The sequence below is a fragment of the Sulfurimonas sp. genome (genome assembly GCF_026988655.1).
Classification (GTDB): domain Bacteria; phylum Campylobacterota; class Campylobacteria; order Campylobacterales; family Sulfurimonadaceae; genus Sulfurimonas.
The window spans coordinates 16,411-30,490 of the sequence record NZ_JALSKT010000010.1 but is presented as its reverse complement, the minus strand read 5'-3'; the positions used below and the strand labels follow the sequence as shown (position 1 = coordinate 30,490).

Genomic DNA, 14,080 nt, shown 5'->3' with positions numbered 1-14,080 from the left:
AGGGATACTATATTATGCATGCAAAAATATTTTTCGGTTCTACTGAAGCTACAAAAAAGAATCTAAGTGAGCGAAAATCTCCATTTAGTGGGGAGGTTGTCTCAACTGCCCCTATATGTGACGCAGATGACGCAAAAAAAGCATTGAAAATAGCTAAAGAGGCTGCAAAGTTTGCTAAAAAGTCTACACTTGCACAACGCTGTGAGTGGCTTTTAGATGTGGCTAAAAAACTTAAAGAAAATAAAGAAGATATAGCACATACCATTACTGATGAGGTTGGAAAACCTATCACTTTTGCGCGTATAGAAGTTGAGCGTTGTATTGAGACTATCACGCTCTCTGCAGAGACAATGCGAACAATGCATGGAGAGACGATAAATACAGATGCAATGGCAAGTGGGAAAAAGACACTAGCAATGTTTCGTCGTGAGCCTGCCGGTGTTGTTGTTGCCATTACGCCTTTTAATTTTCCTCTCAACCTTGTAGCACATAAACTTGGACCTGCACTTGTTGCAGGAAACGCAGTAGTGCTCAAACCTACCCCAGAAGCACCTTTAACTGCTTACAAATTTGCCAAGCTTTTTATAGAGAGTGATTATGCTATACCTGATGCTTTGAGTGTTGTGTATGGTGATGCAGAGGTTGGGAGTGCCTTGATTACTTCAGATATTCCTCGTGTGATTTCCTTTACTGGTTCTGTTCCAGTTGGCAATATCATTACAAAAAATGCAGGTATCAAAAAAGTAGGACTTGAGCTTGGTGGAAATGCAGCGACTTTTATAGAAAAATCAGCTGATTTAGCTTATGCAGCCACAAAATGTGCTCTAGGGGCTTTTGTAAATTCAGGTCAGGTGTGCATTAGTCTGCAACGCATCTATGTTGAAGAAGATATCTATGATGAGTTTGCTGAGATGGTGGCAACTGCAACAAAGAAACTCAAAGTTGGTTCTCCTTATGAAGATGAAACCTTTATGGGACCACTAATCGATGATGAAGCTTGTAAACGTGCTATGGCTTGGGTAGAGTCTGCCATAGAAGAGGGTGCAATTCCTTTACTGTTACCGCGACTTGAAGGACGAACATTTTATCCTTGTGTGATGGCTAATGTTCGTGATGATATGGCAATAGTCTGTGAAGAGGTATTTGCACCAATTGTCAGCCTTGTAAAGGTAAGTAGTTTTGATGATGCGATCGAGCGTATGAATGACTCTCCCTATGGACTACAGTTTTCTATCTTTACAAATGATCTGGGCTTAACAAATCGTGCGATAGATGAACTTGATGCCGGTGGAATTGTCATTAATGATATGCCGACCTTGCGTTTTGATATTCAGCCCTATGGTGGAGTGAAACTCAGTGGAGTAGGGCGTGAGGGTCCACGTTTTGCTATAGAAGAGATGACGGAGATAAAGTCTATTGTCATCTGCTAAAAAAAAGGTCATAGTCTCTGCCTGTATTTTAGGTGAACAGTGCCGTTACGATGGTAAAACTAAAAAGCTAAACGCAGTAACAGAGGCTTTAAAAGAGTATGAGATAATTCCTTTTTGTCCTGAAGCTCCGCTCTTTGGAACACCTAGAGAACGCATCAATGTAGTAGAAATTGATGGCCAAAACAGAATCATTACTGATGAAACAAACAAAGATGTAACACTGCGTTTAGAAAAAGAGATAACTGCGTTTATGGATGAGCATAAAGAAGTTGATAAAATTGTGTTAAAAGCAAAATCCCCAAGTTGCGGTTATCACACAACACCCATTTTAAACCTCGATAAAGAGGTGCAAAAACTTGGGAGTGGAATCGCTGCAAGTATGCTATCTAGGCGATATAAAGAGATAATTATCGAGGATGAAAACAGCTTGTCAAAGCTCGAACGGTAATGAAAAAACAGCGATAGAGATACTCCAACCATCAGGAAATACACTCAATCCATACCAAATGTTTGTTGAAGAGATGTTAGCAAACAGAACAAAAGCATTTAGACTTTTTGAAGAAGTAAAAGAGAAAGATCCATTGAGTGGTGAAGATTTGGATGATATGCATAAGATGACTCTAGCTTATCTTGACACAAAAGCAGCATCAGATGATTATATCTCAAGATACCAGTATCTTGTCAAAGAGAGTGATCCTCAGTATAGTGAAAAAGAGCGTTTTTAGCTTGTTGCTCTTAGCCTTTCTGCTATGCTTATTCGTTATGATGATTATTTACTTGCCTATAAAAGTTTTTGATGATTGACAGATAAGCTTATTCCTGGACATTGGGGACATGCGGCTGTATACATTGGTACAGATGAAGAGCTTAAAAATTTAGGAATTTGGGATGAGCTTGAGAGACTTAAAGATGCTGGTGATAGATATTTTACACAAGAGAAGATAGATTCACTCCGAAGAGAGATTCAAACAGGTAAAGTAATAGATGAAGCATTGCGTGATGGTGTACAAATCAATACAATTGAACACTTTTTAAATATTGATGATTTAGCAATTATGCATGATACACAGGAGTCTTTAGAAGATCAAAAAGCACGTATAATTTTGACACTTCGTCAACTTGGAAAAGATTATGATTTTAAATTTGACATTGAGACAAGTATAAAAATTGTCTGTTCAGAACTTGTGTATGCAACTTACTTCCTAGATTGGGAAACAGAAACAGCGGCAGGTATAAATACAATCAGTCCAGATAATGTAGCAGTCAAGTCAGTTGAAGAAAATAGCAGGTTTACAATCCCACTCTTATATCACGATGGTGAAGAAATTACTACTGATAGAAAAGCCTATATGCAAGGGCTTTTAGACGGTAGCATAGAGTAGATTTTTGATACTATAATGAGCGTTTTTGCTCATTATAGTGCCTAATATTATTTAGTAACTAAGGCTGTCATATACTCTTCAATGTCATCAGGTGTTGAAGATATAGTCATAAATTCACCCATACTTAATTTTGGAAATGCGATTGAGAGAGCGTATTTTGGATGCATAATTTTTGCTTTATTGTCTTCTATTAAAATCATATATGGTAAGAAAGCTGCGTGTTTTTCACCTCTGATTTTAGGAAGATAAGAAGCTTCTCCTTTTTCTGTTGGCATTGCAACACCTACGAGGGTAGAATTTTTTAGTTTTAATTCAAAAACGAGATTTTTACCAGCATTTTTCTTGAGTTTAGCAAGTAAATCGCCACCTTTACCAATTTCAATCATATCTTCATAATACGGCATTCCCATCATAAAGTGGTAACCTTCAATATCATCATCTTCAAGTGCATCAGGCGAGAGAGTCATCTTTCCAAACGCAGCAGCAAGTTTTGAGTTGATTTTCTCTGCAGATTCTTCTTTGAAGTCACCTTGTAAAAAAGCACGCATGAAATACTCAGGATTTGTAAAGACAAGTTTATTGTCTTGTTTATCAACGAGAACCTTTTGTACTCCCGCAAAACCGCGCTCTTCTTTTGAAGCTGCATTTGTCATAGTAGGACATGTAAATGCAACGACATGATAGTTTGGATTTCCCATTGCATCATACTCACCAACAACATTAAAACCATTACTTGAAAGCGCACTTTTTACATCTGTACTGCTTTTAAGTGCTGCATATTCATAACTACTTATATCCTTTGCAAATAGGCTTGAAGCCAAAAGCGTTGTTAACACACTACTAATTAATATTTTTTTCATTCTATCCCCTGTTATTTAGATAGATTCATTATAATTAATTATATTTAGAATGTCAATTTAATTGGAAAAAATATAATAAAATGTTATTTTATGATACATAATCCAAGCGAGTAAGGTTTACATACCAGTCATCACGGTAATATGTACGGGATGGTTTGAGATATATTTTAAACGCAGCATCATAACATTCTATCTTTTTAATGTAGTCTTGGGGTATTTCAAGCTCATTCTCACAGATACTTTGGGCACAACTATCATCAAGCTCACAAAAAAATTCCAAATCAGGGTTATTAGCATCTACCATAAATTCTCTTTCATGCATAATCAAATACTCCATTACTAGTTAGTTTGGAAATTGTATAAAAGATTTATCTCATAGAGGTTACAAAAAGTACCTAAAAAAGTGACAATTCATTCTTAATTTCGTACAGGAATGTATGCAAAGCCCTCATTTTGTTTGTCGATAAGTCCGATAGTAGAGTTGGGAATGATGTGTACGAAATTGACAATATCTTTTTTTGTCAGCTTATTTCGTTTCATCGCTGCACCACACATCAAAAACTCTACTTCATAAGTGTCCGCCATTGTTGCGATACGTTTTTTTAACTCTTTATAGACTTTTTGAAGTTTTTTATCCTTCTTAAAGATAGTGCTATCTAAATCTTTTACAAAAAATCTATACGCCCCTCCGTGGATAACAACAGCAACTTCTAACTCTTTTAGCTGATCTGAGTAAAGTGTTTTGTTAAATACGATGCCTTTGAGTACACTTCTTTCAAACTTTACTAAATCATTTGTTGTTAAATCATAAACAACCTTTGCACTCTCATCTTCTGCTTGAACCAAACCAAATAGTAAGGCTAAAATTATTATTACTCTTTTCATAGATATCTCCTTATAAAGGCATCTTAGTATTGTAAAGTAAAATGAATGTAAAATTTAGTATTGTCAGGCACTTATAGAGAGGTACTTAAATATTAATTTTCTTTCATTATTAGCATTATTATAAGGTTTTTATTCCCTTTTAGATATAATCGCGTAATTTTACACAAGAGAATATACATGGATATTAGAGAAGAGTATTTAAAATTTTTTGAATCAAAACAACACACAAGAGTTCCTTCAGCACCCTTAGTGCCTGATGATGCGACTTTATTGTTTAACAACGCGGGCATGGTGCCTTTTAAGTCGATATTTACGGGTGAAGTTCCTCGTCCTGTAAATCCACGTGCAACATCTTGTCAAACTTGTATCCGTGCAGGTGGAAAACACAATGACCTTGAAAATGTTGGACATACGGCACGCCATCATACTTTCTTTGAGATGCTTGGTAACTTTAGCTTTGGAGATTACTTTAAAGAAGAGGCTATTGCTTATGCTTGGGAGTTTATCACAGAAGTACTGCATTTAGACAAAGATAAACTTTGGGTTACAGTGCATGAGAGTGATGATGAAGCTGAAAAACTATGGCAAAAGCACATCTCTAAAGAGAGAATTATGCGTCTTGGTGACGCAGATAACTTTTGGTCAATGGGTGATACTGGACCATGCGGACCATGTTCTGAAATCTTTTACGATCAAGGCGCTGAGCATTTTAGTGGCCCTGAAGATCATATGGGTGGAGAGGGTGACAGGTTTTTAGAGATTTGGAATCTTGTTTTTATGCAGTATGAAGTCAAAGAAAAAGGTGGAGAGAGAATCCCTCTTGCACATCCTTCTATTGATACTGGTATGGGACTTGAACGTGTTGTAGCTATCAAAGAAGGTGCGCTCTCAAACTATGGTTCATCACTTTTTATGCCACTTATCCGTAAAGTTGAAGATATGATTTCTAAAGAGTATGTTTATAAGACAGGTGCCTCTTTTCGCGTCATCGCAGATCACATTAGAACAACAGTCTTTTTACTCTCTCAAGGAACAAACTTCTCAAATGAGGGACGTGGTTATGTGCTTCGTCGTATTCTTCGTCGTGCTGTAAGACATGGGTATCTTTTAGGATTTCGTAAACCATTTATGTATAAACTCGTAGATACTTTAGTTGACATTATGGGACAAGAGTATGACTATATCGCTACAAAGTCAAACGCAGTAAAAGAGCAGATAGAACTTGAAGAGGCAAGATTTTTTAAAACTATCGAGTCGGGAATAGCACTATTTGAGATGGAACTACAAAATACAAAAGAGGTTTTTAGTGGCGAAGTCGCTTTTAAACTTTATGATACTTTTGGTTTTCCACTTGACCTGACAGAAGATATGCTCAAAGAAAAAAACCTGACATTAGATACACAAAAGTTCGAAGCTTTAATGAGCGAGCAGAGAAAACGGGCAAAAGCTGCTTGGAAGGGAAGTGGAGATGATGCTGTAAGTGGTGACTTTAAGGCATTGCTTGAGAGTTTTGGCAAAAATGAATTTATCGGTTATGAGACAACACAAAGTGTTTCAAAAGTTTTAGCAGTTTTAGATGAAAATTTTCATAGAGTTGAGCAACTTGACCTTGGTGAAAAAGGTTGGGTGATGCTTGATAAAACGCCATTTTATGCAGAGAGTGGTGGGCAATGTGGTGATAGTGGTGAGCTACAGTGTCGTGCAAAAGTTCTTGATACAAAGAAGTTTTTTGACATTAATCTTTCTAAAATTGAAGTAACTTCGAGTATAAAAGAAGATACAAATGTGGATGCGATAGTGGACATTTCACGTAATGAGATTGTAAAACATCACTCAGCTACGCATTTACTTCATGCGGTGCTTTATGATGTACTTGGTGATCATATCTCTCAAGCGGGTTCACTCAATGAAGCAACACGACTGCGTTTCGATTTTTCTCATCCAAAAGCTCTCAGTGAAGCCGAATTAAGTGAGATAGAAGAGCGAGTGAACATTGAAATCATGAGAGCAATTCCTGCAAAAACAGAAGTTTTAGGCATAGAAGATGCAAAAAAATCTGGTGCAAAGTCTCAGTTTGGTGAGAAGTATGGTGATGAAGTTCGAGTGGTGAGTTTTGCAGATGCAAGTATAGAATTTTGTGGTGGTGTGCATGTGAACAATACTGCAAATATAGGCTCATTTATCATTACAAAAGAGTCAGGTGTAAGTGCGGGTGTGAGAAGAATTGAAGCCGTTTGTGGAAACGCAGCGTATAAATACTTTACAGCCCAAAGAGAAGTGCTCAAATCTGCTCAAGCAGAAGTAAAAAACCTTGATCTTATTGCGGGTATCAATAGACTTAAGTCAAATATTACAGAATTAAAAAGCGAATTGAAAGAAGCACAAGAATCTGCAAAAGTTGAAATCACAGCAAGTGATATTAATGGTGTAAGTGTAGTGGTTGAAGAGTATCCAGCAGGGGATATTAAAGATAAAATTGATGAATTAAAAAATCAAAATGAAAAACTTTGTGCAATGCTTTTTCAAGTTAAAGGCGATAAAGTTTTAATAGCTGCAGGTGTAAAAAACAGTGATGCTAAAGCTGGTGATTGGATCAAAAAAATAGCTCCAATTCTTGGTGGTGGTGGCGGTGGTCGTCCAGACTTTGCACAAGCAGGTGGAAAAGATGCTTCAAAATTGCCAGAGGCAAAAGAAGAAGCACTTAAATTTATAACAGAGGTTCTTAAGTAATGAAAGATTTAATGATCGAACTTTTTGCAGATTACAGAACGCAAATCGTATTTTTACATGTCATTTCTGCAGTTGTATGGGTTGGCGGAATGATAGCTATGAAGTTTGCAGCGCATAATTCATTTGTACAAATTGAGTCTCCTTTGCATAGACTTGAGCGAATTTCTCATGCACTTAAAAGACTCTTTACTATTGTAACTCCTTTTGTAATTATTTTAATAATTACAGCGGTCATTATGGCTGTTGGTCTTGGATTTCGTGTGGCGGCAGTTGATGCAAATGGTAATGTCATAGATGAAGGTGCAATGCATCTTTACAATCTTGTGCATGTCAAAGAAGTGATCTGGATGTTGATGGCAGCAAATCTTTTAGGGATGATACTTAGACATAATAAAGCGCAAAAACTACTAGAAAAAGGTGATGCTCAAGGTGCAAAAAAAGCACTTGAACTTATTGGAAAGTATATGGTTCCTATCAATATAGTCCTTGGCATAATCGCTATTTATCTTGGAGTGACACTCAGAAATGCGTATTAGACTCTGTTCTTCATCACAAACTAGGGCGATGCTTTTAGATCAAGCTGGTATTGACTTCATTCAAGAGAGTGTAGATTTTGATGAAGAGCGTGTAAACGCAGTAAATGCAAAAAACTTTGTTTATCAGGCAACCCTTGGAAAATATGAGACTAACTTAAAAGCTTTTGGTTTTGAAGATTATCCTCTTGTTGTGGCTGATACTGTTGTGACAAGTCAGGGGCATATTCTTCGTAAAGCGCGCTGCATTGATGATGCTCGTAATATTTTAATGACACAAAGTGGAAATGTTACGAGTATTATTACCTGCATGATTTATCATTCAAAAAGTAAAAAAATCATAGATATTTCTCAAACCGATTATATTTTCAATGCATTTAATCAAGATGATTTGGAAGCTTACTTAGAGAGTGGTGAATGGCGTGGTAAGGCCGGTGCCTGTATGGTTGAGGGATTTTGTAAATCTTACATTAAAGAAGTTCGTGGCTTTGAGAGTACAGCTATGGGGCTTTGTGTAGAAGTATTACAGACATTTATGGACAAATAATGAAAAACAGAAGATCCTACTTTATTGTTGTATTTTTGATTTTTTTGTTTAGTATCTCTGCTGTAGTATATATAGTGATGCTTGAAAAAACAGAAAAGCAACTCCTAGTTGAAAAATACGCTAACAATGCAAAAAATCTGCAAAATCGTATCCATGATAACATTGTGGCTAAACAAAAATCGACCTTAGCACTTGCTATTACACTAGCGCATACAGATAAAAACTTGTCAAAGTTTATCATAAATAAAAGAGTACCTTATAATTATTATGATGATTTATTAGCAAAATATTCCAAATCTACACTTTATAAAAATATCTGGATACAGGTTTTAGATAAACATGGTGTTTCAATTTATCGTAGTTGGAGTAAGCATCATGGAGATAATCTTTCACACTATAGAGAAGACATAGTCAAGTTTCTTATAGCACCTAAAAATGAATTTTTTATCAGCGTAGGTAAGTTTGATATGAGTATAAAGGCTATTGTCCCGATATTTGACAATAATATTTTTATAGGTATGATAGAAGTTATATCGCATTTTAACTCTATATCAAAACAGTTAAGCAGAAGCGGCATAGATTCGATTGTAGTAGCAGATAAAAAATATAAAACGCAACTCAAATTTCCTGTTACGAAATTATTTATAGATGATTATTATGTAGCAAATTATGATGCAAAACCAGAGTTAATGGAGTATCTCAAGAAAAATAATATACAAAATTATTTAGATAGTGGATATAAAATAGAAAATGGGTATTTTATAGTTAGCTACAAACTTGAAAACAGTAGTGAAAATATTGGAAGCTATATAACATTTCAAAAATTAGATGATTTATCTTTAAAAAGTATCAAGGACTTTATGTTACAGTGGATACTTTTTGGTATTTTAATTCTGATGCTAGCAGTGAGTATTATAAACATCATATTGTATATGGTTTTAAGAAAGCAAAAAAAATATTATCAAAAGATTATGAACAATTCGACGAATGTTGTACTTATTAATGAAGGCAATCAAATCTTAGAAGTAAACAGTAGGTTTTTCCAAATTTTTAACGAGTATAAAACATTGAAAGAATTTAAGGAAAAATATAATTGTATTTGTGAATTTTTTGTGGAAGATGAGGGTTATATAAAAGAAGAGATGGATGGTAAGAGCTGGGTAGAGTATATCCTTGCTTATCCTAACAAGACAAATAAAATAAAATTATATTTGAATGGAAGAATATATTATTTTTTAATATCGGCATCAATAATTTCAGACAAGCCTCTTAGACATGCGATAGTTTTATCTGACATTACAACAGAAGAAATATATAAAGAAGAGCTAGAAAAACTCACTATTACAGATCCTTTGACAAATGTAAGAAATCGAAGATATTATGAGTTAAGAATAGAAAAAGAAGTGTCACGTGCATGTCGATACAATGAAAAGCTTTCAATTATACTTTTTGATATTGATTTTTTTAAGAAAGTCAATGATGAACATGGGCATGATGTAGGAGATAAAGTACTTATGGAATACACAAAACTTGTCAAATCAATGCTTCGTGATACGGATGAACTTTGTCGTATAGGTGGTGAAGAGTTTGTGATAATAGCGACACATACTTCACAGATTGACACCTATGTTATTGCTGAAAAGATTCGTAAGGCTATTGAAGAACATCATATGATTTTACCGATAACTGTGAGCTTTGGTGTTGCTGAGTATAAAGATTGTGAAAGTAAAGACTCCTTTTTTAAACGAGCAGACAATGCTTTGTATGAAGCAAAAAAGAGTGGAAGAAATAGAGTAGTGTTAGGATGATTTTTTACGAGAATGAGCTCAAGGCGCTTAAACGGGCAGGTAGATATAGAACCAGAGAAGTTGTAGATATGCGTTTGAAAGACTTTGCTTCTAACGACTATCTTGGTTTAGCACATAACAAAGATTTGCACAAACAAGCTTGTGCTATTCTTCAGGCGCAACCATTGCAAAGCTCTAAAGCCTCTATGCTAGTAAATGGATATCATCAAATACATAAAGAGTTTGAAGATGCAATGTGTAAGGCAAATGGATTTGAAGCAGGGATAGTGCTTGGTAGCGGTTTCAATGCGAACATTGCACTCATTGAAGCACTTGTTCGTCGTGGTGATGTTCTTTTTATGGATGAGTTTTATCATGCATCGGGTATTTTAGCTTCAAGTATTGGCGATATTGCAGTGCATTTTTTTAGACATAATGATATGAAACATCTTGAAGAGTTGTTACAAAACTCAACTGCAAAAAGAAAAATTGTTGCAGTTGAGGGTATCTACTCAATGGATGGGGATATCTGCTCAAAAGAGGTTTTTGCACTTGCTGATAACTATGAAGCAATTATTATAGTTGATGAAGCACATAGCAGCGGTGTCATTGGAAAAAAACTTATGGGTGTTTTTGATTATTATGATATTGAAATTAAAAACAACTATATAAAAATGGGAACACTTGGTAAAGCATATGGAAGTTTTGGAGCATTCATCCTAGGGTCTGGGCATATTGTAGAGTATCTCCTTAACAGAGCGAAACCTGTTATATATGCAACTTCACTCTCTTTGTATGATACCTTACTTGCACATCAGTCACTCGATTTTATTCTCTCAAACGCAGTAGAGTTAAAAAAAGAGATAGCCCTTCGTCAAGAAATAGTTTTCGATGAGTTGGGTATAAAAATAGATGGGCTAATCGTCCCTATATCTATAGGGGAGAACAAAAAAGTCATAGAGATTAAGAACGCTCTTTTAAATGATGGCTATGGGGTTGGTGCTATTCGGCAGCCCACAGTCCCTCATGCTATTATAAGACTTATAGCACGTTTGGGTGAGAGTGATGAAGCGTTGCGAGAGATATGTAAAAGAGTGGCTGCGTTTAGAGAATGAATGTAGAAAAACTCAAAATAAAATATCGTGAAAAAACTTTAGTAGATATATCTTTTCATATTGAAAACTCTCTTGCCCTTATCGGACAAAGTGGTAGTGGGAAAAGTCTAACCATTAAAGCACTGTTGGGAATGTTGCCAAAAGAGATGAGAGTAGAACTTAAAGAAGGGTTTGACTTTGAACTGATTGCAGGTAAAACAGTGGCTTTTGTTCCTCAAAATCCTTTTACAGCACTCTCCCCATTAACAAAAATAAAAAAACAATTTTTTGTAGATGAGGGCAGAGTAGCAGAACTTTTTAAAGAAGTTGGGCTGGATACGTCTCTTTTGGAGCGTTTTGCTCCTGAGCTTTCTGGTGGACAGTTACAACGTGTGGTCATCGCTATAGCGCTTGAATCAAAGCCTAAACTTTTACTCCTTGATGAACCAACAACTGCACTTGACCCAGAGACAAAAACGATAATCATAGAGCTTTTAAAACGTTTACAAAAAAAAGAGGCATTTAAAATGCTTTTTGTAACACATGATATTAACTCAGCAAAAGATTTGTGTGAAGATGTTTGTATCATTAAAGAGGGAAGAGTAGTTGAGAGTGGTAAAATAGTTCAGGTGATAGCAAGTCCTAAAGAAGAGTATACTAAAACATTAATAGAAGCAAATTTTACAAATAGGAAATTTAGAAAATGATTAAAAAAATATTTTTAAGCTTATTTATTTTAGGTGTTTTAACGCCTTTTGGAATTATCGGATATTATTATTTTAACTATGAGTATGACATTTCATCTTTGGTTGATTACAAACCTGAAGTGACAAGCCGAATTTATGATAAAAATGGAGAAAAAATAGCAAACGTTTTTAATAAAAAACATAGATATTATGCTAGGTTTGATGAGATACCTCCTCGTGTGATAGAAGCACTTGTGGCCATAGAAGATACAAGCTTTTTTGAACATTCTGGTGTAAATTTTGATGCAATTTTTCGTGCAATTATTAAAGATGTTAAAGCGAGAAAGATGGTTGAAGGTGCGAGTACAATTACGCAGCAGCTTGTTAAAAATAAACTTTTAACACGAGAGAAAAAACTTTCACGTAAAATTAAAGAACTTATCTTTTCATATAAAATAGAGCAGGCTTTAACCAAGCAAGAGATTTTAGAAAGATACTTAAATGAAATCTATTATGGGCATGGGTATTATGGTATTAAAACTGCAGCTGATGGCTATTTTCATAAAAAGCTCTCAGATTTAAGCCTTAAAGAGATGGCAATTTTAGTTGGACTACCTAAAGCTCCAAGTACCTATGCACCGACAAAAAATTATGAAATATCTATGGGAAGAGCTAATCGTGTTATCGCTAGAATGCATACGTTAGGTTGGATAGATGATGCTACATTTGAAAAGGCACTTATTACACGACCAAAAGTGTATGATGATACTCTCACGCAGAATAAAGCTCCTTTTATTGTGGATGAAGTTGCAAGAAGATTTCGTGAGATGGGGAGAAATGATCTGAAAACGGGTGGGTATGAAATATATACAACAGTGGATTTGAGGCTGCAAAAGGCTGCGAGAGAGTCACTTACATATGCTTATGATTTATCACTCAAACGTATACAAAAGTATAAAGAAAAAGATTTGCAAAAAGAGCAAGAGGCTCTAGTAAATAATGATGAAAGTTTTCAGCTTCAAGATGTTAATGTATCCCAACTCAATGGTGCCATAGTCTCTCTTGACTCAGCAACCGGGGATATACTAGCACTTGTGGGAAGTGTAGATTATAAGAAAAGTTCTTATAATCGTGCAACACAAGGAAGACGCCAACCTGGTTCTGCGTTTAAACCGTTTATATACCAAGTTGCTATTGATTTAGGCTATTCTGGAGCAACAAAACTTGTAGATATTGCTAAAACATATAACTATGAAAAAGATGGTGAAGATATGAAATGGCGTCCGAAAAATTATGAAAAAAATTATAAAGGGCTAGTTACACTACGAGAGGCACTTGTGCATTCACGAAACCTTGCTACGATAAATCTAGTCAACGATATAGGGCTTTCTCAACTTTTAAGAGAGTTGAGAAAGTTCAATATTAAAAAACTGCCAAATGATTTATCTATTGCTTTAGGGACAATGTCTCTCTCACCTTTACAACTTGCAAAATATTATACTTCTTTTTCAAATAATGGAGTACAGGTTGAACCGCATTTAATTGACAGCATTGATAAGTCTGGTAGTACCGTGTATGAAAAAGAGTATACGTCGCATCAAACTTCACTTGCTACACAGGCATATATTATGACAACAATATTGCAAGATGTAGTTAAAAGAGGTACAGGAAGACGAGCAAGAGCAAGAGGGATAGAACTCGCTGGTAAAACGGGAACTACAAATAAAAATATAGATGCTTGGTTCGCAGGCTATTCTCCAACGATAGAATGTGTAGTATGGTTTGGGAATGATAACAATACCCCGATGTATCATAAAGAAACAGGAGGACGCGTTGCCGGTCCTGCGTTTAAAAAATATTTTGAAAATGTATTAAATTTATATCCGCAAGTAAAAAGAAAATTTGATGTGCCTGAGGGTATTATTGAAGTTGAGATTGATGGAAAAAAAGAGTACTTTAGTGATATATCCAAACCGCCAAGAGCAGAAGATGAAGCAGACCCAGAAGGGGAGTTGTTATTTTAATAAATTTATAGTTAAGCTGTAGCAGTCAGTGAGGTACGGTACATCAAAACTAAGACAACTTCAAAACTCAAGTCACCCTGAATCAAGTTCAGGGTGACTTGAGTTTTGATTTACCGTATCAG

General features: G+C 35.4%; 14 protein-coding genes. 11 read left to right on the top strand and 3 right to left on the bottom strand.

Annotation, left to right across the window (positions count from 1 at the left end; all coding sequences use genetic code 11):
- Positions 1–14: 14 nt before the first annotated feature.
- From MV052_RS00840 to MV052_RS00825, 4 genes are all read left to right on the top strand, one after another.
- A complete protein-coding gene (locus tag MV052_RS00840; protein ID WP_297440040.1) occupies positions 15–1,430 on the top strand; it encodes an aldehyde dehydrogenase family protein in 1,416 nt (471 codons plus the stop codon).
- Positions 1,417–1,878: a DUF523 domain-containing protein gene (locus tag MV052_RS00835; protein WP_297440038.1), complete on the top strand. Its 462-nt coding sequence runs from the start codon at positions 1,417–1,419 to the stop codon at positions 1,876–1,878. Before MV052_RS00840 ends, MV052_RS00835 begins: the two co-directional genes overlap by 14 nt.
- Positions 1,847–2,155 (top strand): hypothetical protein, encoded by a 309-nt coding sequence (locus tag MV052_RS00830; protein WP_297440036.1) that lies wholly within the window; start codon positions 1,847–1,849, stop codon positions 2,153–2,155. Before MV052_RS00835 ends, MV052_RS00830 begins: the two co-directional genes overlap by 32 nt.
- A 75-nt stretch (positions 2,156–2,230) precedes the next feature.
- Positions 2,231–2,812 carry a YiiX/YebB-like N1pC/P60 family cysteine hydrolase gene (locus MV052_RS00825; protein ID WP_297440034.1) on the top strand — a complete coding sequence of 194 codons (582 nt, stop codon included), beginning with the start codon at positions 2,231–2,233 and terminating at the stop codon, positions 2,810–2,812.
- A 47-nt stretch (positions 2,813–2,859) separates the two neighbouring features.
- On the opposite strand, the gene MV052_RS00820 is transcribed toward MV052_RS00825, so the two are convergent.
- The 3 genes from MV052_RS00820 to MV052_RS00810 all read right to left on the bottom strand — a co-directional run bounded on the left by MV052_RS00820 (position 2,860) and on the right by MV052_RS00810 (position 4,557).
- Positions 2,860–3,672 carry a hypothetical protein gene (locus MV052_RS00820; RefSeq protein ID WP_297440032.1) on the bottom strand — a complete coding sequence of 271 codons (813 nt, stop codon included), beginning with the start codon at positions 3,670–3,672 and terminating at the stop codon, positions 2,860–2,862.
- Between the two features lie 88 nt (positions 3,673–3,760).
- Positions 3,761–3,994, bottom strand: coding sequence for a hypothetical protein (locus MV052_RS00815; protein ID WP_297440029.1), 234 nt, complete (start codon positions 3,992–3,994; stop codon positions 3,761–3,763).
- 95 nt (positions 3,995–4,089) lie between these two features.
- Positions 4,090–4,557: a DsrE family protein gene (locus tag MV052_RS00810; protein ID WP_297440027.1), complete on the bottom strand. Its 468-nt coding sequence runs from the start codon at positions 4,555–4,557 to the stop codon at positions 4,090–4,092.
- Positions 4,558–4,734: 177 nt separating this feature from the next.
- Between MV052_RS00810 and alaS the strand changes: the two genes are divergently transcribed.
- From alaS to MV052_RS00775, 7 genes are read left to right on the top strand one after another with little or no spacing between them, the layout of a single operon-like run.
- Positions 4,735–7,287, top strand: coding sequence for an alanine--tRNA ligase (alaS, locus tag MV052_RS00805; protein WP_297440025.1), 2,553 nt, complete (start codon positions 4,735–4,737; stop codon positions 7,285–7,287).
- Entirely contained in the window at positions 7,287–7,823 is a 537-nt protein-coding gene (locus tag MV052_RS00800) for a hypothetical protein (RefSeq protein ID WP_297440023.1), read from the top strand. Before alaS ends, MV052_RS00800 begins: the two co-directional genes overlap by 1 nt.
- Positions 7,813–8,367 carry a septum formation inhibitor Maf gene (maf, locus tag MV052_RS00795; protein ID WP_297440021.1) on the top strand — a complete coding sequence of 185 codons (555 nt, stop codon included), beginning with the start codon at positions 7,813–7,815 and terminating at the stop codon, positions 8,365–8,367. Before MV052_RS00800 ends, maf begins: the two co-directional genes overlap by 11 nt.
- On the top strand, positions 8,367–10,175 hold the full coding sequence (locus MV052_RS00790; protein WP_297440019.1) for a diguanylate cyclase: 1,809 nt from the start codon (positions 8,367–8,369) through the stop codon (positions 10,173–10,175). The genes maf and MV052_RS00790 overlap by 1 nt, the downstream gene beginning before the upstream one ends.
- On the top strand, positions 10,172–11,269 hold the full coding sequence (locus MV052_RS00785) for a pyridoxal phosphate-dependent aminotransferase family protein (RefSeq protein ID WP_297440017.1): 1,098 nt from the start codon (positions 10,172–10,174) through the stop codon (positions 11,267–11,269). Before MV052_RS00790 ends, MV052_RS00785 begins: the two co-directional genes overlap by 4 nt.
- Positions 11,266–11,955, top strand: a complete 690-nt coding sequence (locus MV052_RS00780; protein ID WP_297440015.1) for an ATP-binding cassette domain-containing protein — start codon at positions 11,266–11,268, stop codon at positions 11,953–11,955. The genes MV052_RS00785 and MV052_RS00780 overlap by 4 nt, the downstream gene beginning before the upstream one ends.
- Complete coding sequence (locus MV052_RS00775; RefSeq protein ID WP_297440013.1) at positions 11,952–13,958, top strand: PBP1A family penicillin-binding protein; 2,007 nt, start codon at positions 11,952–11,954, stop codon at positions 13,956–13,958. The genes MV052_RS00780 and MV052_RS00775 overlap by 4 nt, the downstream gene beginning before the upstream one ends.
- The last annotated feature ends 122 nt before the right edge of the window (positions 13,959–14,080 follow it).

Bases quoted from the DNA above. Each gene is read 5' to 3' on its own strand.
- MV052_RS00840 (WP_297440040.1), top strand. From the start codon at position 15: ATGCATGCAAAAATATTTTTCGGTTCTACTGAAGCTACAAAAAAGAAT.
- MV052_RS00830 (WP_297440036.1), top strand. From the start codon at position 1,847: ATGAAAACAGCTTGTCAAAGCTCGAACGGTAATGAAAAAACAGCGATA.
- MV052_RS00820 (WP_297440032.1), bottom strand. From the start codon at position 3,672: ATGAAAAAAATATTAATTAGTAGTGTGTTAACAACGCTTTTGGCTTCA.
- MV052_RS00815 (WP_297440029.1), bottom strand. From the start codon at position 3,994: ATGCATGAAAGAGAATTTATGGTAGATGCTAATAACCCTGATTTGGAA.
- MV052_RS00810 (WP_297440027.1), bottom strand. From the start codon at position 4,557: ATGAAAAGAGTAATAATAATTTTAGCCTTACTATTTGGTTTGGTTCAA.
- alaS (WP_297440025.1), top strand. From the start codon at position 4,735: ATGGATATTAGAGAAGAGTATTTAAAATTTTTTGAATCAAAACAACAC.
- MV052_RS00800 (WP_297440023.1), top strand. From the start codon at position 7,287: ATGAAAGATTTAATGATCGAACTTTTTGCAGATTACAGAACGCAAATC.
- maf (WP_297440021.1), top strand. From the start codon at position 7,813: ATGCGTATTAGACTCTGTTCTTCATCACAAACTAGGGCGATGCTTTTA.
- MV052_RS00790 (WP_297440019.1), top strand. From the start codon at position 8,367: ATGAAAAACAGAAGATCCTACTTTATTGTTGTATTTTTGATTTTTTTG.
- MV052_RS00785 (WP_297440017.1), top strand. From the start codon at position 10,172: ATGATTTTTTACGAGAATGAGCTCAAGGCGCTTAAACGGGCAGGTAGA.
- MV052_RS00780 (WP_297440015.1), top strand. From the start codon at position 11,266: ATGAATGTAGAAAAACTCAAAATAAAATATCGTGAAAAAACTTTAGTA.
- MV052_RS00775 (WP_297440013.1), top strand. From the start codon at position 11,952: ATGATTAAAAAAATATTTTTAAGCTTATTTATTTTAGGTGTTTTAACG.